General features: G+C 49.7%; 22 protein-coding genes. 17 read left to right on the forward strand and 5 right to left on the reverse strand.

Annotated features, from left to right (window positions below; genetic code table 11):
• Window positions 1-20: 20 nt before the first annotated feature.
• From ureA to BMY09_RS09335, 8 genes are all read left to right on the forward strand, one after another.
• Entirely contained in the window at window positions 21-323 is a 303-nt protein-coding gene (gene ureA, locus BMY09_RS09300) for an urease subunit gamma (RefSeq protein ID WP_091356988.1), read from the forward strand.
• Between the two features lie 12 nt (window positions 324-335).
• On the forward strand, window positions 336-662 hold the full coding sequence (locus BMY09_RS09305; protein WP_091356991.1) for an urease subunit beta: 327 nt from the start codon (window positions 336-338) through the stop codon (window positions 660-662).
• Window positions 659-2,365 (forward strand): urease subunit alpha, encoded by a 1,707-nt coding sequence (gene ureC / locus BMY09_RS09310; RefSeq protein ID WP_091356993.1) that lies wholly within the window; start codon window positions 659-661, stop codon window positions 2,363-2,365. The genes BMY09_RS09305 and ureC overlap by 4 nt, the downstream gene beginning before the upstream one ends.
• A gap of 39 nt (window positions 2,366-2,404) precedes the next feature.
• Window positions 2,405-2,851, forward strand: a complete 447-nt coding sequence (ureE, locus tag BMY09_RS09315; RefSeq protein WP_091356996.1) for an urease accessory protein UreE — start codon at window positions 2,405-2,407, stop codon at window positions 2,849-2,851.
• On the forward strand, window positions 2,829-3,509 hold the full coding sequence (locus BMY09_RS09320; RefSeq protein ID WP_091356998.1) for an urease accessory protein UreF: 681 nt from the start codon (window positions 2,829-2,831) through the stop codon (window positions 3,507-3,509). Before ureE ends, BMY09_RS09320 begins: the two co-directional genes overlap by 23 nt.
• Window positions 3,510-3,547: 38 nt before the next feature.
• Window positions 3,548-4,210 (forward strand): urease accessory protein UreG, encoded by a 663-nt coding sequence (gene ureG, locus BMY09_RS09325; RefSeq protein WP_091357001.1) that lies wholly within the window; start codon window positions 3,548-3,550, stop codon window positions 4,208-4,210.
• A gap of 29 nt (window positions 4,211-4,239) precedes the next feature.
• Window positions 4,240-4,830 (forward strand): HupE/UreJ family protein, encoded by a 591-nt coding sequence (locus tag BMY09_RS09330; RefSeq protein WP_091357003.1) that lies wholly within the window; start codon window positions 4,240-4,242, stop codon window positions 4,828-4,830.
• Window positions 4,831-5,085: 255 nt separating this feature from the next.
• On the forward strand, window positions 5,086-6,636 hold the full coding sequence (locus BMY09_RS09335) for a GSCFA domain-containing protein (RefSeq protein WP_091357005.1): 1,551 nt from the start codon (window positions 5,086-5,088) through the stop codon (window positions 6,634-6,636).
• A gap of 42 nt (window positions 6,637-6,678) precedes the next feature.
• Here BMY09_RS09335 and BMY09_RS09340 read toward each other — a convergent pair whose 3' ends face one another.
• Window positions 6,679-7,605, reverse strand: a complete 927-nt coding sequence (locus tag BMY09_RS09340; RefSeq protein ID WP_091357008.1) for a LysR family transcriptional regulator — start codon at window positions 7,603-7,605, stop codon at window positions 6,679-6,681.
• A 227-nt stretch (window positions 7,606-7,832) separates the two neighbouring features.
• On the opposite strand from BMY09_RS09340, the gene BMY09_RS09345 reads away from it, so the two are divergent.
• The 7 genes from BMY09_RS09345 to BMY09_RS09375 all read left to right on the forward strand — a co-directional run bounded on the left by BMY09_RS09345 (window position 7,833) and on the right by BMY09_RS09375 (window position 13,985).
• A complete protein-coding gene (locus BMY09_RS09345; protein ID WP_245756539.1) occupies window positions 7,833-8,339 on the forward strand; it encodes a TRAP transporter small permease in 507 nt (168 codons plus the stop codon).
• Entirely contained in the window at window positions 8,332-9,630 is a 1,299-nt protein-coding gene (locus tag BMY09_RS09350; protein WP_091357014.1) for a TRAP transporter large permease, read from the forward strand. The genes BMY09_RS09345 and BMY09_RS09350 overlap by 8 nt, the downstream gene beginning before the upstream one ends.
• 78 nt (window positions 9,631-9,708) lie before the next feature.
• Complete coding sequence (gene dctP / locus BMY09_RS09355) at window positions 9,709-10,710, forward strand: TRAP transporter substrate-binding protein DctP (RefSeq protein ID WP_091357018.1); 1,002 nt, start codon at window positions 9,709-9,711, stop codon at window positions 10,708-10,710.
• A 71-nt stretch (window positions 10,711-10,781) separates the two neighbouring features.
• Window positions 10,782-11,912 (forward strand): NAD(P)/FAD-dependent oxidoreductase, encoded by a 1,131-nt coding sequence (locus BMY09_RS09360; RefSeq protein ID WP_091357020.1) that lies wholly within the window; start codon window positions 10,782-10,784, stop codon window positions 11,910-11,912.
• A complete protein-coding gene (locus BMY09_RS09365; RefSeq protein ID WP_091357023.1) occupies window positions 11,890-12,210 on the forward strand; it encodes a (2Fe-2S)-binding protein in 321 nt (106 codons plus the stop codon). The genes BMY09_RS09360 and BMY09_RS09365 overlap by 23 nt, the downstream gene beginning before the upstream one ends.
• Entirely contained in the window at window positions 12,207-13,601 is a 1,395-nt protein-coding gene (locus BMY09_RS09370) for an FAD/NAD(P)-dependent oxidoreductase (protein WP_091357026.1), read from the forward strand. The genes BMY09_RS09365 and BMY09_RS09370 overlap by 4 nt, the downstream gene beginning before the upstream one ends.
• A 33-nt stretch (window positions 13,602-13,634) precedes the next feature.
• The gene (locus tag BMY09_RS09375; RefSeq protein ID WP_091357029.1) at window positions 13,635-13,985 is read left to right on the forward strand and encodes a RidA family protein; all 351 of its coding nucleotides are present in this window, start codon (window positions 13,635-13,637) and stop codon (window positions 13,983-13,985) included.
• 203 nt (window positions 13,986-14,188) lie between these two features.
• On the opposite strand, the gene BMY09_RS09380 is transcribed toward BMY09_RS09375, so the two are convergent.
• Window positions 14,189-15,127: a LysR family transcriptional regulator gene (locus BMY09_RS09380; protein WP_175483493.1), complete on the reverse strand. Its 939-nt coding sequence runs from the start codon at window positions 15,125-15,127 to the stop codon at window positions 14,189-14,191.
• A 107-nt stretch (window positions 15,128-15,234) separates the two neighbouring features.
• On the opposite strand from BMY09_RS09380, the gene BMY09_RS09385 reads away from it, so the two are divergent.
• On the forward strand, window positions 15,235-16,245 hold the full coding sequence (locus BMY09_RS09385) for an NADP-dependent oxidoreductase (protein WP_091357035.1): 1,011 nt from the start codon (window positions 15,235-15,237) through the stop codon (window positions 16,243-16,245).
• A 101-nt stretch (window positions 16,246-16,346) separates the two neighbouring features.
• Entirely contained in the window at window positions 16,347-17,027 is a 681-nt protein-coding gene (locus BMY09_RS09390; protein ID WP_091357038.1) for a type 1 glutamine amidotransferase domain-containing protein, read from the forward strand.
• Between the two features lie 59 nt (window positions 17,028-17,086).
• Here BMY09_RS09390 and BMY09_RS09395 read toward each other — a convergent pair whose 3' ends face one another.
• The 3 genes from BMY09_RS09395 to BMY09_RS09405 form a co-directional block, all read right to left on the reverse strand.
• On the reverse strand, window positions 17,087-17,938 hold the full coding sequence (locus tag BMY09_RS09395) for an ABC transporter permease (protein ID WP_091357042.1): 852 nt from the start codon (window positions 17,936-17,938) through the stop codon (window positions 17,087-17,089).
• Window positions 17,939-17,942: 4 nt separating this feature from the next.
• On the reverse strand, window positions 17,943-19,214 hold the full coding sequence (locus BMY09_RS09400) for an ABC transporter permease (RefSeq protein ID WP_091357045.1): 1,272 nt from the start codon (window positions 19,212-19,214) through the stop codon (window positions 17,943-17,945).
• 172 nt (window positions 19,215-19,386) lie between these two features.
• Window positions 19,387-20,487 (reverse strand): polyamine ABC transporter substrate-binding protein, encoded by a 1,101-nt coding sequence (locus BMY09_RS09405; RefSeq protein ID WP_091357048.1) that lies wholly within the window; start codon window positions 20,485-20,487, stop codon window positions 19,387-19,389.
• Window positions 20,488-20,589 lie beyond the last annotated feature (102 nt).

The following is a 20,589-nucleotide window of genomic DNA, read 5'->3' on the forward strand; positions in this document are numbered from 1 at the left end:
ATAAGTTAAAGGAATAGATGATGGAACTGTTGCCAAGAGAGAAAGACAAGTTACTGGTGTTTACTGCGGCCCTGCTGGCCGAACGTCGCCTTAACCGGGGTCTGAAACTGAACTATCCGGAAGCGATGGCCTATCTGACCATGGAGATCATGGAGGGGGCCCGGGATGGTAAAACCGTCGCCGAACTGATGGGCTATGGCAAAACCCTGTTGAGTGCTGATCAGGTAATGCCCGGAGTGGTGGAGCTGATCCACGAAGTACAGGTGGAAGCGACCTTCCCCGATGGCACTAAACTGGTCACCGTGCATAACCCGATCTGCTAAGAGGAGAAGACGATGATTCCTGGAGAGATACAGGCTGCTAAAGGCTCCATTGAGCTGAACGAGGGACGTAAGACGATCTCCCTGCGGGTGGAAAATCGTGGTGATCGTCCGGTGCAGATCGGTTCCCACTATCATTTTTATGAGGTGAATCCGGCGCTGGAGTTCGACCGCGAACAGGCCCGGGGTTACCGTCTGAATATTATTTCCGGCACTGCTGTTCGCTTTGAACCGGGCCAGGGGCGTGACGTTGAACTGGTGGAATATGCCGGCAGCCGCACTGTCTATGGTTTTCGTGGTGAGGTGATGGGCAGTCTTGAGAGCGGGGAGGATGACGTATGACAAAGATGGATCGCACCGCCTATGCACAGATGTTTGGCCCCACAACCGGTGACCGGGTGCGGCTGGGGGATACTGAACTCTGGATTGAGGTTGAGAAAGATTTCACCACCTACGGCGATGAAGTGAAGTTTGGTGGGGGCAAGGTTATCCGCGACGGTCAGGGGCAGAGTCAACTGAGTAACGATATCTGTGTTGATCTGGTGATCACCAACGCGCTGGTGCTGGATCACTGGGGCATCGTTAAAGGTGATGTCGGTATCCGTGATGGGCGTATTGTTAAGGTAGGTAAAGCGGGTAACCCGGACACCCAGGATAATGTCGATATCGTTATCGGGCCGGGTACCGAAGTGATCGCCGGGGAGGGCAGTATTCTCACCGCCGGTGGTATAGATGCGCACATTCATTTTATCTGCCCGCAGCAGATAGAGGAGGCGCTGATGTCCGGGGTGACCACTATGATTGGGGGCGGAACAGGACCCGCAACCGGCACCAATGCCACTACCTGTACGCCGGGCCCCTGGTATATCGGTAAGATGCTGCAGGCGACCGATGCTATGCCGATGAATCTGGGTTTTCTGGGTAAGGGGAACGGCAGCCTGCCGAAGCCACTGGAGGAGCAGCTGGAAGCTGGTGCCTGCGGCCTGAAACTGCATGAGGACTGGGGTACGACCCCGGCATCCATCGATAACTGTCTCTCCGTAGCGGATAAGTATGATGTACAGGTGGCGATCCATACCGACACTCTGAACGAGTCCGGCTTTGTCGATGACACCCTCGCAGCGTTTAAAGACCGGGTGATTCATACCTATCACACGGAAGGGGCTGGTGGCGGCCACGCGCCGGATATTATCCGCGCCTGTGCCTACCCGAATGTACTGCCATCGTCGACCAACCCGACCCGTCCCTACACCCGTAATACGGTGGATGAGCATCTGGATATGTTGATGGTGTGTCATCACCTGGACAGTAATATTCCCGAAGATGTCGCCTTCGCCGATTCGCGGATCCGTAAAGAGACCATTGCGGCGGAGGATATCTTCCACGATCGTGGTGCCTTCAGCATGATCTCGTCGGACTCTCAGGCAATGGGCCGGGTGGGTGAAGTTGTCACCCGTACCTGGCAGACCGCCCATAAGATGAAAACGCAGTTTGGTTTGCTGCCGGAAGATGAAACCCTGGGCTGCGATAACTTCCGTGCCCGTCGTTATATTGCCAAGTACACCATTAATCCGGCGATTGCCCACGGCATCTCTCACGAGGTAGGCTCGATTGAACCGGGCAAACTGGCGGATCTGGTGTTGTGGAAACCGGCATTCTTTGGCGTTAAACCCTCGCTGATTATCAAGGGTGGCATGATTGCCGCGGCGCCGATGGGTGATCCGAATGCCTCTATTCCAACCCCGCAACCGGTACACTACCGGCCGATGTTTGGTTCTTTTGGTCAGGCTCCGGCTAAGACCTCGGTGACCTTTGTCTCTGGCGCGGCGCTGGAAAAAGATATTGGTGGGCAACTGGGGCTGAACCGTCGCCTGGTGGCCTGTTCTAATACCCGGAATATCGGCAAGAAAGATATGGTGCATAACGACTGGATGCCGGTCATTACGGTTGATCCGCAAACCTACGAGGTGCGGGCCGATGGTGAGTTGTTAACCTGTGAACCGGCGGACGTTTTGCCACTGGCGCAACTGTACAACTTGTTTTAAGCGAAGCCGTTTTTTAACGCCTGTTTTTAAGGAAAAGAGATGCTGGAAGTTTATGAGCGCTTAGGCGATCACTGCCACGAAACGGTGTATACCACCGTGGTGCTGAGTCAGGAACAGAGAGACCGGGGCCGGTTGAAACTGACCGGTGAAAATGGTGAAGAGATCCGTCTGTTTCTGGAGCGGGGCAAACCGTTGCTGGTGGGCGAGTATCTGAAAAGCAGTTGTGGCAAATTTATTAAGGTCGAAGGTGCGGTCGAGCCGGTAACCCACGCTGAATGTGATGACTGGCAGACCTTTGCCCGGGCCTGTTATCACCTGGGCAACCGGCACGTAAAACTCCAGGTGGGGGAGCGCTGGTTGCGGATGCAGCCGGATCATGTGCTGGAGGAGATGCTGGAACTGTTAGGTCTGACCCTGACCCACCTGGAAGACGTATTTGTACCGGAATCGGGAGCCTACAGTCATGGCGGCCATCACCACCACTGATAGCGCGCTGTTAAGGCTGATGCAGCTGAGTAGCGTGAGCCTGCCAGTGGGGGGCTATGCCTTCTCTCAGGGGCTGGAGTATGCCATTGACACCGGTTGGATCAGAAACGCTCAGCAGGTATCTGAGTGGCTGGAACAGCAACTGCTCTATTCGGTCGCGCAGACCGATCTGCCGTTGTTGCGACTGGCAATGACCGCTGCAGCTTCGCAGGATCAGCAACAGCTGCAACAGTGCAACGATCTGGCGCTGGCCTGCCGTGAAACCCGTGAGTTGCGACTCACAGACAGCGCGATGGGGGAGGCGATGAACCGTTTGCTGGTCAGCCTTGACCTGTCCCAGCCGTTGCCGCCATCCGCTGAGTTAAGCTTTGTTGTGCTGTTTGGTATCGCCGCGCAGAACTGGCAGATCGATTATCCGACCACCGCCCTGGGGTTTCTCTGGTCATGGCTGGAAAATCAGGTCGCGGCCGCGACTAAACTGGTACCTTTGGGGCAGACCCAGGCTCAGCAGTTGCTGGGCGAGCTGCAACCACTGTTACCCCAGGCGATCAGTCGGGCAGACGCGGTTACAGACGATGAGATTGGCAGTGGTCTGCAAGGGCTGGCTATCGCCAGTGCGGGCCATGAAACACAGTATTCAAGATTATTCCGTTCCTGACAGGATCAGGCGGAACAGTAACATTCAGGAGCGTTATTTTGAGCACACAACAGCCAGGTAAACCAAAACAAACACTGCGTGTCGGCGTAGGTGGTCCGGTCGGATCGGGTAAAACAGCGCTGCTACGCTCACTCTGTTCAGCGATGCGCGAACATTACGATATCGCCGTTGTCACCAACGATATCTATACCCAGGAGGATGCGAAATTTCTCACCCAGCATGAGGCGCTGGATGCCGACCGTATTATCGGCGTAGAGACCGGAGGGTGTCCGCATACGGCGATCCGTGAAGATGCCTCGATGAATCTGGCGGCGATAGATCAACTGATCGCCCGTCATGGTGCGCTGGATGTGGTGTTTGTCGAAAGCGGTGGCGATAATCTTAGTGCCACTTTCAGCCCGGAACTGTCGGATCTGACTATTTATGTGATCGATGTCTCCGCAGGCGATAAGATTCCCCGTAAGGGTGGGCCGGGCATTACCCGCTCCGATCTGCTGATTATCAATAAGACCGATCTGGCACCATTGGTAGGGGCATCACTGGAGGTGATGGATGTGGATGCCAAACGGATGCGTGGCGAGCGCCCCTTTGTCTTTTCGAATCTGAAAAAGGCGGAAGGGCTGCAACAGATTATCGACTTTATCGTATCCGAAGGGATGCTGGAATCGAAGCAACTGCCGCCGGTTAAGGCAGTTGTCTGAAATTTAATAGGATAGTAAGGAGCACAACAATGAATAAACGCAATCAGTTACGTCTGCTGGCCCTGGCCGGTGCAATGGCACCTCTGTCAGCTATGGCACATACCGGTCATGAAGTGGCCGGTTTTGTTCAGGGTATTCTGCATCCACTATCGGGCGCAGATCATCTGCTGGTGATGCTGGCCGTGGGTCTGATGGCGGTTGGTAAGACGCATGACATGTCCAGCCGCACCCGTATTGCCGTTCCTGCCGCATTCTTGCTGGCGATGGTCGCGGGTACTCTGCTGGCAATGACCGGACTGAGCGTGCCGTTCGTCGAACAGGGGATTGTGGTTTCCGTGATCGCTGCAGGTGTGCTGCTGGCACTGGCGGTGCGTTTCTCTCTGGTGGCGGGGATAGCTGTCGCGTCAGGTTTTGCCCTGTTCCACGGCCTGGCCCATGGCGCTGAACTGCCACTGGCAGTCCATCCACTTGCCTACATCGCTGGATTCCTGATCACTACATCGGTGCTGCTGGTGGCAGGCACTCGTCTGGGCCAGCTGGCTGATAGCTACAGTATGGGTATGGTTTCCCGTATTGCCGGTGTTGCGGTGGCGGCGTTTGGTGTGCTGGCGGCGGTTTGATTGGCAGCAGGTATGTACTCTCCCTGTACTTGATGTTACAGGGAGAGCTTTAGGGGGAAAGCAATGATGATGCGCGGGATGCTGATTTCCACGGAGTATATCTTGAGGAACTGATCTGGCTAAGCAGATAGCTAAATCTGAACTACTAAAACTGTAGAGAAATGTTAAAAAATACCTGATAAAATTCAATAAATTGCGTTGATTTTTAAGTGGTGTGTACAGCGTTACGTTAATTTGTTGATGTCTAGGTAAAAAATGGCAATTGAAATTATCTCAGGTGAAAATGCATGGTCAAGGGATAACCAGAGAAACAAAACCAGACGGTGGCCCTCCAGACGGAATCCTGAACGCTTATACCCCATCGCAACCCCCGAAGCAAAAGTAAGCTTTAAGATTAATCCCGATGAGAAGATTTTTTGTATCGGGTCCTGTTTTGCCAATGAGATAAGCCAGGCGCTATATCGACAGAATTATGATGTGCTATCCATTTTTCATGATTTACCAAAATCAGAGGATAGTCCCTTTAATAACGATTCTGTTTTTCATAAATATAATGTTGCTTCTATCTATAATGAATTGGCATGGGCGTTAGATCCCGAGCAACCCTACTGTCATGATCAAGTGCTGATCAATATCGGTGAGGACATTGTTCAGGACTATCAATTGACCGGGAAGCAGCGAAGTTACAGCCGTGAATTTGGTAAAACATTTCGTGATGCGTTTAACCGCGCATTTTCTGCAATCAGAGAAGCCGATGTCGTTATATTGACTCTGGGTGTCAGTGAAGTCTGGTTTGATAAAGACACACAGCGATATTTGAATGTTGCTGTGCCACACAGTTTGATAAAAACGTACCCGGAACGGTTTGAACTGCATGTATTTGACTATGAAACTACCTCGTTTTATCTGAATGCAATCTATCAGTTGCTGACAACGCATCTTAAGCCTGATTTCAGGTTGTTAGTTACCGTTTCTCCAATACCGCTTACCTATACATTCAGGGAGCAGGATGTCTTTATATCTAACAGTTACTCTAAAGCGGTGCTCAGGGTTACGGTAGAGGAGCTTGTCGCGAGTAAAGCCAATGTTAACTATTTTCCCAGCTATGAATTTGTCACACTGAGTAATCCGTCAGCAATCTGGCGTCATGATGATTACCGGCATGTTGATTCAAGCTTTGTTGATTACATCATGGGTAATGTCATGGCTCAATTCACTGATGCAACTGACGCGGACCATGAAAAGAACTTGCTACTTAAAGTTAAGTCTTTGTATTACGGTGGTTTCATTAAGGATGCTAAAAAATTATTGTCGCTAATAAGAAAGGGTCAGAAAACCAGCTCTACAGAGGTTTTTCTGCTCTGGACCGCGATGAATACAGGTTTGAGTGGGAAGGTTAAATTACTATTTTTTAAATGTTCTTCCTATCTTAAAACCTATCGTCATCTGAGCTTTGTTCAACATATCGATTCGGTCTTGAGTATATTCAGGAAGCTATCCAAGGACGCCTTAGTTGGCCATGTAGATCATTGGGACGGTCAGTGTCTTAATGGTTGGGCCTGTAATCAGAACAGCGGTAAGCCGGTTCAGATTAAAGTGCTGCTGGGTAAGGCAGTTATAAAAACAGAGATCCCTGCTTTAGCCCGTCCGGATGTTGCCAGACATCTGGGGCTCAAAAATGAAAACGTTGGCTTCAAAGTACCTTTAGATTTGAGCCAGACAGAGGGACAACTGATTAGGGTTGTGTTCGCCGAGAGTGGTGATGATCTGAACTTTAGTCCCATCTATATCGAAGCTAAAAAGTAGAGAGTATCGTTTTAGTATATTCCTTAACTATGATTCTGCTTGTTATTTTATCTTAAACAGATTCTCTGAACTTTCAGAAAGCTCTTTCAGGCGTTTTTTTAACAGTTTACAAAAATCCAGTGCCAATTGTGATACCGGTCGGGTTGCGGGGTAGATCAGGTTGTAATTAAAGCGTATTGAGGGGGCGAAGGGTTTCACTATCAGGCCCTGTTTTATGAAGCCTATAGCGGTAACCGGATCAACCAGGGATACGCCTGAACCTGAAAGCACATAGCTACAGGCAACATGAGATACCTGAGTATCAAATAGCATTTTTCTGTTTACCTCGGCGTGTTCGAAGACATCATCCACTTTGTAGCGAATACTTTGCTCTGTACCCAGTGATATAAACACCTCATTTTCCAGATCTTCTGGTGTGATAGTCGCTTTACTTTGGAGGCAGTGACCGGGCGGCAAAATACAAACCAGTTCACTGTGCGCCAGTGATTCGGTTTTGATTGCTGGATCAGACACCGCGATTGCAGAGAGACCGATGTCGAAATGCTGAGTGGAGATCCAGTCAGCCACCTGCTGAGAGCTGCGTACCTGCAGTGTCATCGAAATACCATGATTCTGCTCCATAAATTCACTGGAAACTTTGGGGAGTAACGTATGCGCAAGCGCGGGCATACAAGCTATTCGAAGTGTTCCCCGATGAAATGCTCTTAACTCTTCAGCTGTTCGTGCCAGTTTTTCGATGCCGACAAATGAGCGCTCTATCTCTTCAAACAGAATCTGCGCTTCAGGCGTAGGGATCAGTCTTTTCTTCTGTCGCTCAAAAAGGGGGACTTTAACGGAGTCTTCAAAATCACTGAGCAGTCGACTGACCGCCGGCTGGGAAATATAGAGAATCTCCGCTGCGCCTGTGGTGGTTCCAGCGATCATGACCGCACGAAATGCTTCGACCTGTCTGAAACTTAATTTAGCCATTTATGCCCCTCCTGATGGTTCTCCTGATCTGTCATAAATATAACATTGTATTATCAACTACGTAATAATTGGTATTTGATATTATTTGTTTGATTTATGATCATGTAACAACACAAACAGGGGTGCTTCTCCGGAAGTGCTGATTTATGGGCTCCAGCATAGAGATAATAATTATGGAGGCACTGTTCAGATACACTTTGGCGATATTGATTAGTACGGTTGCAGGTATGCAATTCGTTCAGGTGATAACGCGCTATGTTTTCGAAACACCGATTATGGGGCTGGAAGAGATTGCGGTTATTCCAACGTTATGGCTCTACATTCTCGGTGCTGTCAATGCGTCCCGTGAAGACACTCAGATCCGGGCAAATGTGCTCGAAGTCTTCCTCAGCACAGAACGGGCACGTCATATTCTTTTGGTTGTTTCTGAGTCTGTCAGTCTGATCATCTCGGGTTGGCTGACTTACTGGGCCTGGGATTACTTTAAATATGCGGTGCGGGTAGAAAAAGAGACTCCAACCCTTTATTTGCCAACACTTATCTATGAATCAGCTCTGTTTATTGGTTTGTTACTGATGACATTTTATGTCTTGATGCATCTGTTCAGACATATTCGGGTATTGCTCTCAGGGGACGTTGGCGCTGATAAGTTGATTGATCATGAGCATCCTCATACGAGTGAACTTGATGAGTTTGAGTTGCTGTCACCGAAAGAGGATCGTAACAATGGTTGAAGTAGCACTGTTGGCGTTTGCCGTACTGGTTATTCTGTTGAGCCTTGGCGTTCCACTGCCGTACTGTTTTGGTGCTGGCCTTATGGTTATGGTGTTGATCGGCGAAGCGACCTTCAAAGGGATGATGTTGTGGGGCTTTAGTCAGTTGACTAACCCCGTACTGCTTGCAATTCCATTGTTTGTGTTTGCCGGCACGATTATGAGTGTCAGTGGTATTGCCGCAAGTTTATTGAAGTTTGTTAATGTCTTTGTCGGGCGTATCCGTGGTGGTTTAGGGGTTGTAGCTTCAATTAGCTGCGCCATCATCGGCGCTATTTCTGGTAGTGGTCTTACTGGTATTGCTGCGATCGGTCCTCTGCTAATCCCAGAGATGGAACGTAAGGGCTATCCCCGCGCTTATGCGACTGCACTGATTGCTAACTCTTCGATACTGGGTCTGTTGATTCCGCCGAGCGTCACCATGATCGTTTATGGCTGGGTAACCGAAACATCTATTCTGGCCAGCTTTCTGGCGACATTGGGGCCTGGCCTGCTGATCATGCTCAATTTTGCCATCGTCAACCTGATTATGGCGCGTAAGTTTCCACTGGTGATGGACGATAAAGTCTCTTTCAGTGAGACCGTTAAGTTGGCGGGAAATAACACGGTCCATGCAATCCCTGCGCTGTTGATGCCAGTGATTATTCTGGGTGGCATCTATGGTGGCATTATGACGCCAACAGAAGCAGCAGCCGTTGCTGTTATCTATGCCCTGCCTGTAGGATTTATGATCTACAAAGGTCTGACCTGGAAGGCATTTCTTGAAGCGGGAAAAGAATCCGCTACGGCAGTGGGTGCGATTCTGATCATGATTCTTTTCAGCCTGATGTTGAGCCAGATGTTTGTAATGGAGGATATCCCTCAGGCACTGGTCGAATCGATCTTTGAAATCACGCAGGACAAAACAACGCTTTTGATTCTGGTAACACTGTTTCTCTTTGCGATTGGCATGGTCGTGAACGATATCACGGCAATCATTCTGACCGCGCCGTTGCTAATGCCGCTGATGAATGCGCTAGGCGTTAGTCCAATTCAGTTTGCTGCCATTATGGGGGTGACTACTGCGATGGGTGGCGTAACTCCTCCGTATGCCAGCATCCTGTATCTGGGTGCCCGAATAGGCAATGTGAAATTTACCGAAGTGATTAAGCCCGCCATGATCCTGTTGCTATTTGGCTATCTGCCTGTGGTGGTATTGGTGCTGACTATTCCTGAACTGTCTGAATTCATTCCGACCATGCTTGGCTACTAGAAATGATGAACTACTCAAAAGCTGAAAATTAAGTTGAAAACATCGTCCCCAGGGACAACAACAAAAATGAGGAAAGTTATGTTTACTTCACTGTCTAAAAAGCTGGTTCTGGCGGCTTCTTTATCACTGGCTACACTTGGTGTAGCTGAAGCAGCTACGTTGAAGCTGTCCCATGTTCGCCCACAGGGTACCGCAATTGATAAAGATGCGGCTCAGTTTGCTGAAGCTGTTAAAGCGGCAACCGATGGAAAATTAAAAATTAAGTTGTATCCGGCAAATGCTCTGGGTGATTACACGGTGGTTCAGGAGCGAGTTGGTCTCGGGGCTGTTGATATGGCAGTTCAACCAATTGCTTCCAGTGTGGATAAGCGCTTCCAGATCGTGTCTCTGCCTTATATGGCCCAGGACTGGGCGGACGCGCAAAAGAAATTCGGCCCCGGTTCTGTGATGCGAAACACTGTTTCTGATCTGTATAAACAGCAGGGCATCAAAGTGTTGGCGGCGTGGCCAGTCTATTTTGGCGGTGTTGCGTTAAATAAAGATGTTGAAGGTGCAGCAGACTCCAGTGTGATTAAATCGACGAAAGTTCGTGTACCTCCGATCAAGGTCTTTCAGCTTTTAGCGGATAATTTGGGATATATCGCTTCGCCACTGCCATTTTCTGAAGCGTTTACCGCGGTTCAGACCGGCGTTGTTGATGGCGTAATTGGTTCTGGTGCGGAAGGTTACTATGCCTCTTTCCGTGATGTGACTAAGTACTATGTGCCAATTAATACTCATTTTGAAGTCTGGTATTTGTTGATCAACGAAGAGCGCTTCAATGATCTTAAAGCTGATCAGCAGCAGGCTGTTGCTCAGGCTGCTCTGGAGTTTGAAAACCGTCGTTGGGAAACCGCAGAAAAAGATCAGGCTGCCAACGAACAGCGTCTGGTTGATGCTGGCGCAACGATCGTTAAGGTAACACCGGAACAGTTGGCTGCGACTGCTGCAAAGGTCAAGCAGAACGTATGGCCGGAAATTATTAACGATATCGGTAAAGAGTGGGCAGACAAGATTCTGAAAGCCGCAATGGCTGAATAAAGTAGCACCTTCGGTCAGGTGATCGCCTGGCCGTTTTTACTGATAAATCCCCTGTGTATTGGAGAAAGCATATGACGGAGAGTGTGCGGCTAAACCGTGGCAGCTCTGACGTAGCTGTTATTGGTGGTGGTCTGGTTGGGCTCTGTATTGCATTGGGTATTCAACGCCAGGGGCAGCAAGTCACTGTTTATGATGAAGGCGATATCGCTTTGCGTGCATCACGGGGCAATTTTGGTTTGGTCTGGGTGCAGGGTAAAGGGGATAACCTTCCGGCTTATACCCGAATTACACGTCTCTCGGCTAAGCTGTGGGGTGGTTTGGCAGAAGATCTGACTCAACATACCGGTATCGATATTCAGCTGCAGCAACGGGGAGGCCTGTTTGTCTGTCTGAGTGAGTCTGAATTGAACAGCAGGCAACAGATGTTGGAAAAGATGGCAGCGGAACATCCACAGGGCTACCCCTTCGACGTACTTGATCTGCAGCAGTTGCGGGAACTGATCCCGGAGATCGGACCGGAAGTGGCAGGCGCTACCTGGGGGCCTGAAGATGGTCATGTGAATCCGCTCTATCTATTGCGGGCTCTGGTTGCCCGGTTTGAATCACTGGGTGGCAAGCTGGTTAATGCGGGACAGGTCAGCAATATTATTCCAAAAAAAAGTCAGTTTGTACTGCAGTCAGAACAGGGTGAGTTTAGTTGCAATAAAGTCGTGCTAACAGCGGGTTTAGGCAATAAGAGTCTGGGCCCGATGGTGGGTATCGACGCGCCGGTTTTTCCTAATCGTGGGCAGGTGCTGATCGCTGAAAGAGTTAAGCCTTTTTTAAATTATCCTACCGGCCATGTTCGCCAGACGGTTGAAGGGACGGTTCAGTGTGGTGATTCAAAAGAAGATGTTGGCTTCGATACCGGTACCACAACAGATGTACTGGCACAGATCGCTCACCGTGCAACAACGATGTTTCCCCTGTTGAAAGATGTGAACCTTATCCGCTCCTGGGGTGCTTTGCGCATCATGACGCCGGATGGCAATCCTGTCTATCAGCAGTCCGAACAATACCCTGGTGCATATCTTGTTACCTGTCATAGTGGTGTCACTCTGGCGGCTGCGCATGCGGGGCCTATTGCTGACTGGATTGCAACGGGGATTGCCGATCCCGCTATCGATTTGGAGAAGTTTCATGGCAGCAGATTTCAGCTTTAACCGTTTACCCTGCCATGAAAGAGCAGAGGTAGAGATCACGGTAGAGGGACAAAAAATATTCGCTCTGGAAGGTGAGACCGTCGCCGCTGCAGTAATGCATGCCGGCCTCAGGCCGACCCGCACAACGCCGGTTAGCGGTTCGGGTCGGGCGCCTTACTGCATGATGGGAGTCTGCTTTGATTGTCTAATGAATATTGACGGAAAGCCTAACACACAAGCCTGTATGACCGAGGTGCGTGAAGGGATGGTCATCACTGTTCAGACAGGGGCTCGAGAAGTTAGCGGAGGCGATGTATGACGGGTTTACAGCAATTTGATCTGGTGATTATTGGCGCCGGACCTGCGGGTATGGCAGCTGCCAGGGAGGCTGGTGAAGCAGGACTCAATACTCTTATTCTGGATGAACAGCCGCGTGCAGGCGGGCAAATTTACAGAAATATTGGTCGACCTATACTGCAGGATCGCTCGATCCTGGGACAAGACTACTATGCAGGTGAAACCTTATTAGCGGGATTGTCCCATGTGTTGGTAACTCATGTCGCCAATGCAACGGTATGGGATGTGACCACTGATAATACTCTGAGCTTCTCCGTGAAGGGTATTAGTCGTCAGGTTGGATTTAAAAAACTTCTGCTGGCAACCGGCGCGCAGGAGCGTCCGGTGCCATTTCCTGGGTGGACACTACCTGGTGTGATGACCTGTGGCGCTGCTCAGATCTTGTTGAAATCATCGGGTCTCACGCCTACAGGGCCGTTAGTGATAGCAGGCAGCGGTCCGTTGCTGCTGTTGATTGCTTGCCAGCTAATCAGAGCCGGTGTCAGAATCGAAGCAATCGTCGATACAACCCCGACCAGTAACTATCGACGGGCATTGAAGGAGATCTTCGGTGCAATTAAAGGCTGGCGCTATCTGCTTAAAGGGGCTCGGATGCTCAACGAGATCCGCCGCAGTGGAGTCAGATATTATAAAAGCGCAACAGAGTTAACGGCTGAATCGGGCAGTGACGGTAACCTGGTTTCGGTCAGCTTTCGCAAGGGAAGTGTTCATCACCAACTTCCATGTAAGACATTACTGGTCCATCAGGGGGTTATTCCCAATACTCAACTGGGCAGAGCGCTTGAGTTAGAACATCAGTGGGATGAGGTACAGCAATGCTGGAAACCGACATTATCTGAAAACGGTTGCAGCAGTCATCCGGATATCTTTATTGCCGGGGACTCTGGTGGTATTGGCGGGGCCATCGTTGCAGAGATTCAGGGGCGGATTGTCGCTAAGGAGATCGCGTATCAGTTAAATCAAGAAGGGGCCGCTGTTATCGGCATCGATCAGTTACGCAAGACGCTGGACGATCAGCTTGCGATTCGTCCTTTTCTGGATCACCTATACCGACCTCTGGATATGTTCCTCCGGCCGCAGGGAGAAATTATCGTTTGCCGCTGTGAGGAGGTGACGGCTGCAGAAATTCGAGGGCTTACTCAACACGGCTGTGTCGGCCCGAACCAGACCAAAGCATTTTGTCGTTCCGGTATGGGTCCATGTCAGGGTCGCCAGTGTGGAGCAACCGTTACAGCTTTGCTGGCAGATGAACTGGGTAAGAGCCCGGAAGAAGTTGGTTATTACCACATCCGTTTTCCCATAAAACCGGTGTCATTAGGTGAGTTAGCTGGACTTAGTCAGAGTGACGCCTAATACGCATAATATTTAATAATTGAGACATAAATCATGACAATTGAACGCCACGAGACAGCGGCTCGGATGAGTAAGATAGTGATTCATAATCACACCGCGTATCTCTGCGGACAGGTCGCTGAAGATCGTAGTGCAAATATTTCGCAACAGACCCGGACCATGCTGGATAAGGTATCTGATCTATTGTTTTCGGTGGGCAGTAGTCCGGAAAAGATTCTTTCAGCGACGATCTATCTTAAGGATATGGCACTGTTCTCAGAGATGAATGCGGTTTGGGATAGCTGGGTTCCTGAGGGTCATGCACCCGCCAGGGCCTGTGTTGAGGCGGCTATGGCAAGCCCTGAGTTGCTGGTGGAGATCTCAGTAATAGCGGCTACAGATTGATGAGTCAGACTATCTGTTTCCAGTACTGTTACCGGTATTAATATGACTGTTTGATCCAGGATGGAGGATCTGCAGAGCGTTACCCTTTGCAGTTTTCCTCTCTACTTCTTTAACGATTATGGAAAATCATTAAACTTCAATAGGCTAGTAGTCGATATGTGAAAGGCATGCGAATAACCGGCCTGATATTGACTCAGGTTTAATTAAATTCTGAATCCCACATTCAGCTCCTCGAGCGTTTTGGTCAGCTCTTCAAATACCAACTGGCGTAACCACACATGGCCAGGGTCCTTCATATGCCGTTCATGCCAGATGATGGAATAGGTAAAGCCTTTTTGTTCCATAGGAAAGGGCAACATTTGCAATTTGTACTGTTCAGCAAAACTGACCGCTAAACCGTATGGCACTGTCAGAATCAGATCGGTTTGTGAAATCATCGCCAGGGCCGCGACAAAATGCGGCACCCTTAATGCGATACGCCGGCTCAGCCCCCGTTCTTCTAACAGGTAGTCGATAGCGCCTTTGCGAGCACCGCCCATGGTGATCAGCGCGTGGGGGTAGGTGGCATAGCTTTCCAGACTCAATCCCCGTTTTATCAGCGGGTGATCCTCTCTGACGACACAGATAAACCGGTCAAAACCCACTCCGCGACCATGGATAGCTGCCGGAGCATCCTCGACGGCGCAGATCGATAGATCGATATCCTCATGATCCAGTTGTTGCACCAAATTTTCATGCCAGGGGACGATCTCCAGATTGACACCTGGTGCTTCAGCACGTATCCGCTTCAGAACCGGAGGCAGTAATACCTGGGTACCGTAATCAGTTGTCGCCAGCCTGAAGTTTTGTGTTGCCGTTGCCGGATTGAAGGTGGCAGGGGAGATTAGCTGACTCAGATCCTGTAGCGATTGATGCAACTGCAGTGCCAGCGCTTCAGCGCGGGGAGTGGGTGCTAATCCTTTGGGGGTCCGGGTAAACAGGGGATCATTAAAGAGCTCTCTGAGACGTGTCAGGTTGCGACTGATGGCCGGTTGCGTCAGGTTCAGTCTGCCTGCCGCCCGGGTGACGCTACGCTCTTCAAGTAACACCTGAAAAACCGGTAGCAGATTGAGGTCGGCCGAGGAGAGATGGCTGATATTCATAATATAATTTTTAATTATGTTGATTATGTATGGTATGCATTGGATGCATGTTGTTTGGGAGAATAGACTACTCATCATTCTCAGACAACGAAAATTTAAGGTGTTGAATGTATATTGAATCAAATCGCGAAATTCATCTGCTGAATCGCCCGCAGGGCATGCCGGTTAAGGCAGATTTTAATCTGGTGAGCAAGCCTGTTCCGGTGTTGGAAGAGGGGCAGGTGTTGATTAAAAATCTGTGGCTCTCGGTTGACCCTTATATGCGTGGCCGGATGGTTGAGCGTGCCAGTTATGTTGAGCCATTTGCCCTGAATACGGTGCTCAGTGGGGGAGCCGTGGGTGAAGTAGTTGAATCCCGTCATCCTCAATTCCCGGTGGGGAGTAAAGTTTCCAGCATGAATGGCTGGCGCGAATACTTTACCTCAGAGGGTAATGATCTGCAGTTACTACCGAAAACAGAGATTGCTGATCAGGCATTTCTCAGTGTCCTGGGCATGACCGGTATGACCGCTTATACCGGTCTGCTTAAAATTGCCGAACTTAAAGAGGGTGACCGGGTGTTTGTGTCTGCCGCATCCGGCGCTGTTGGGGCGATAGTCTGTCAGATCGCAAAACTCAAAGGCTGTTATGTTGCGGGCAGTGTTGGGTCAGATGAGAAAGCCCGTTATCTGCTTGATGAGCTGAGGGTTGATGCGGTGGTTAATTACAAAACCTCAGAGGATCTGCAAACCAGCATTGCGGAAGCCTGCCCTGAAGGGATTGATGTGTATTTTGAAAACGTGGGTGGTGATCACCTCGAAGCTGTACTAAACCTTATGAACGATCATGGCCGTATCGCTGTGTGCGGTATGATCGGTCAATACAATGCCACATCAGCGCAGCCGGGGCCGGCTAACCTGGCGCAGATTGTTATTAAAAAGCTGAAAATACAAGGATTTATCGTCTTTGAACACTGGGATGGCTATCCGGAGTTTGTAGAACAGATGATGCAGTGGATTGCTGCAGGAAAAATTAGCTGGAAAGAGACTGTCTTCGAGGGTATCGAGCAAACCCCTGAGGCATTTATCGGGCTGTTTAACGGTCACAATCTGGGCAAGATGCTGGTTAAGCTTACCTGATTAACTCTATCGACCTTTTACGGCAGGATCCGGGCGTTCTGAATCAGTTATTCAGTGTGTCAGTACCTGCCAGACAATCACTGATTTGTTGGATTGAATATATGAACATCTTATTTGTACTAACGTCCCATGATGCACTGGGTGATACCGGTGAGAAAACTGGATTCTGGATTGAGGAGTTTGCTGCGCCTTATTATGTGTTGGCCGATGCCGGCGCTGACATCACCTTAGCATCGCCTGCCGGAGGGCAGCCGCCGATCGATCCGAAAAGTGCGCTTGACGAGTTTCAGACTGATGAAACCCGTCGCTTTGATCAGGATGCAGAGTTGCAGCAAAAACTGGCTAATACTTCCAAACTGGCAGATATAACTGCCGATCAGTTTGATGCAATCTTCTATCCGGGGGGGCATGGGCCGATGTGGGATCTGACCAATGATCAGCGCTCTATTGAACTGATTGAGTCCTTTGCCCGTCAGGGTAAGTTGGTGGCAGCGGTCTGTCATGCTCCCAGCGTATTGTTGCATACCCGGGATGCAGGGGGAGAGCCACTGGTTAAAAACCGCAAAGTAACCGGTTTTAGTAACACTGAAGAAGCTGCTGTGGGTCTTACCGGAGTGGTTCCCTTTCTTCTGGAAGATGAGTTGAAAAAACGGGGTGGGGTATACAGCCAGGGAGCTGACTGGGTGCCTTATACGGTTGAAGATGGACAGCTGATTACCGGTCAGAACCCTGCGTCATCATCGCAGGTAGCGAAGGCGCTTCTCGCCCGGCTGAGTCAGTAGGTCAGTTCCGCAGGCATAAAAAACGGGAGCAAAAGCTCCCGTTTTTGTTTTACAGCTTTTTAGTGCGGAGTGATCCCCCGGATGGTTTCAGACCTGCGACGCAGATATTCTACGGTAGTTAGCAGCAGTATCGACATACATACCAGCAGCGTTGCCACTGCCAGAATAGTCGGGCTGATCTGCTCACGAATACCGGCCCACATCTGCATTGGCACTGTCCGTTGCTCAGCACCGGCGATAAACAGTGCAACGACGACTTCATCAACAGAGGTCATCATGGCAAACAGACCGCCGGAGATTACACCCGTCATAATCAGCGGAACTGTGATTTTAAAAAAGGTGTAAGTTGGCGTGGCTCCAAGGCTGGCTGACGCCTTTATCAGGTTGTTATCAAAATTACTCAGGGTTGCTGTCACCGTAATCACCACAAAGGGGGTGCCCAGTGCGGTGTGTGCCAGAATCAGACCTGCATAACTTTGTGATACTCCGATTGAGGAATAGAAAAAGAACATTCCCGCTGCAGATATGATTAATGGAACAATCATTGGTGAGATCAATAACCCCATTATGACGCCTTTGAAAGGCAGTTCAGACCTGCTTAACCCCAGTGCAGCGAGGGTACCCAGAACCATCGAGAGGAAGGTCGAGCAAACTGCCACAATAAAGGTGTTTTGTAGCGCATTCATCCAGCGCTCGCTGTTGATAAACTCTTCGTACCAGCGTAGCGAAAATGCGTCTGGATCAAGAGCGAGCATCCCCTGGCTAAAGCTGAAGTAGGGCTCAACATTAAATGACAGAGGGATAATAATAATCAGCGGAGATATCAGAAACACAAAGATCATGCCGCAAATTATGCGAAACGCGTAATACCAGAACGTTTCCAGTGGCCCTGCATACGATGGAAGTGCCATAGTTTTACCTCAAACTCATCTGATTGTTAGTACCTAATAGGCGGCTATATGCTGCATACAGGCCCAGAACAAGAACTAACAGGATAACGCCAAGAGCTGCCGCAAGTCCCCAGTTAAGCGAACTCTGCATATGATACGCAATCATATTGCCGATAAACTGACCGGTCTGACCACCCACCAGCGCCGGAGTGATGTAGTAACCAATAGCCAGAATAAACACCAGAATCGCGCCGGCAGAGATGCCTGGGACTGATTGAGGCAGATACACTTTATAAAAAGCGGTAAACGGTGTTGCGCCTAAGGAGCGGGCCGCCCGCATATAGCTGGGTGGTATGGTCTTCATGACTGAGTAGAGAGGGAGAATCATAAACGGCAACAGAATATGGGTCATGGTGATCACCGTACCTGTGGCGTTATAGATCATACTCAGCCGGTTATCATCATCCACCAGTCCAAACCAAACCAGAACATCATTGATGACCCCCTCGCCCTGAAGCATTGCGATCCATGAAGAGGTTCGTACCAGTAACGAGGTCCAGAACGGCAGTAACACCAATATCATCAGCATATTGGCAATGCGCATTGGTAGTGAGGCCAGCAGATAAGAAACTGGATAGCCAAGCAACAGAGTCATCGCTGTGATTAACAGAGACATCCAGACGGTGCGCCAGAAGAGCTTGAGATAGATTTGCTGCTGTTCGGGTAAGAACTTAATTTCGCCGGATGGAGTGGTCTCCATATCAAATGCGGCGATATAGTAAGATGCGGTATATGGACGGGATTCACGTTTAATTACACGCCAGGTATCCAGTTCCCCCCAGTCCGAATTAATCTGTATCAGCTTATCTTTAAAAGGCGGTTTAAGTCTTGCCGCTTTACGTGCAGAGCCGGTAAGTAAGCTACGCATGCCACTTTTTTCATAGTTTAGCCGGGTGGCTGCTTTACCGATCGTATGGTTTTTCCTGCCGGTTACAAGATCGTCCACCAGCGCGGCAAAGACTTCCTCCCCGGGTAATTGATTGCTGTCTGCATCCCACTCAGCCACAGCTGCGCTGGTGTTAGGCATATATTCAATGATCTGGGGATTATCTATGGAACGGAATAGCATGGATGCTATAGGTGACACGAAAGTTACCAGAATAAAGATAACCAGTGGCGCCACAAGTAACAACGAACGAATCTTTCGGAGGCGTAAAGAGCGATTCATATCAGCGGTTAAGCGCTTCTGCTCTTCGGGGGTTAGTTGGCCATCGGCCTCAACAGTATTTGCCATCATATGGAATACAAAGCCTTTTCTGAAGATGAATCAAAATAGTGGTCTATACAACAAGCCACTTTTGGTGTGAGTCATCATCTAAACTCAGACCAGTTTCTGATATTCAGCAAATCAAATTTGCTGAATATCAGAGCAAACAGCTGAGGAGTCAGATACTCCTCAGCTTATGGGTTTACTGAGCCAGCCAGGCGTTGAAACGCTGACGCAGTTCGTCACCATTATCAGCCCAGAATTCAGCATCCTTTTTGATTGGAGTTTTGAAGTTTTCAGGGTTTGTAGGCATGTGTGGGTTCATGTCTACGCCGGTTTCAAGGTGAGTTGATACCAGAGGTGCGGATGACTTACGCGCAGGGCCGTAGGAGATGTATTTAGCCTGGTCAGCAAGACGCTGGGTATCAGTGGCAAAGCGCAGGTAATCCATAGCCGCTTTCTTATGTGGTGCTCCCTTAGGAATGATATAACCATCCAGCTCGAATACCTGACCATCCCAGATGATGGTGAATGGCTGGTTTTCGACAACCTGAGCGTTGAAGATACGACCGTTGTATGCAGAGGCAATGGCAACTTCACCGTCCGCCAGCAGCTGAGGTGGCTGAGCACCAGCTTCCCACCAGATAACCTGATCTTTAATGGTGTCCAGCTTAGCAAAAGCCCGGTCTACACCTTCAGGGGTTGACAGTACTTCGTAAACCTTATCGTAGGGAACGCCGTCGGCAACAAGTGCCCATTCGAGGTTCGCATCCGGTTTTTTCTCCAGGGAGCGTTTACCCGGGAATTTTTTGAGATCAAACACGTCAGCTACAGTGCTGGGCTTCTCGCCAGGAAAGGCTTCATTGTTATAAGAGAAAAGAGTTGAGTATACGATTGTTGGAACAAAGCACCCATTCAGGGAACCCTGGACGAAGTCTTCCATCACCGGTGTGCCGTCAGCTCCTGGATTCAGATCCTTTTCATAGTCCAGTTCCTGCGCAATACCTTCATCACAGGCCAGAATGGAATCACCTTCAAGAATATCAAGAACATCCCAGACGACATTACCTGCTTCTATCTGTGCTCGCAGGCCTGCAAGACCATTACCGGCCTTATCTTCATCAACAATTTCGATACCGGTTTTAGCGGTAAACGGATTGCTGTATGCCTCACGCTGAGATTTTGTATAAGCGCCACCCCATGATACAACGGTAAGACTGTCTGCCGCAGATACGGTTGCGGAAGATGTACCGATTGCGGCACCGAGTGCCAGAGCGAGTGACAGTTTTGAAAATTTCTTCATTGTTTTTATCCTCACGAGCTTTATTAAAGAACGCCTTCTTCTTGAAAACGCCGGACCTGAATCCATCCGTAACTGATGGATTATTACTTTTTATTACTTTTA

This window comes from Amphritea atlantica (genome assembly GCF_900111095.1).
Classification (GTDB): domain Bacteria; phylum Pseudomonadota; class Gammaproteobacteria; order Pseudomonadales; family Balneatricaceae; genus Amphritea; species Amphritea atlantica.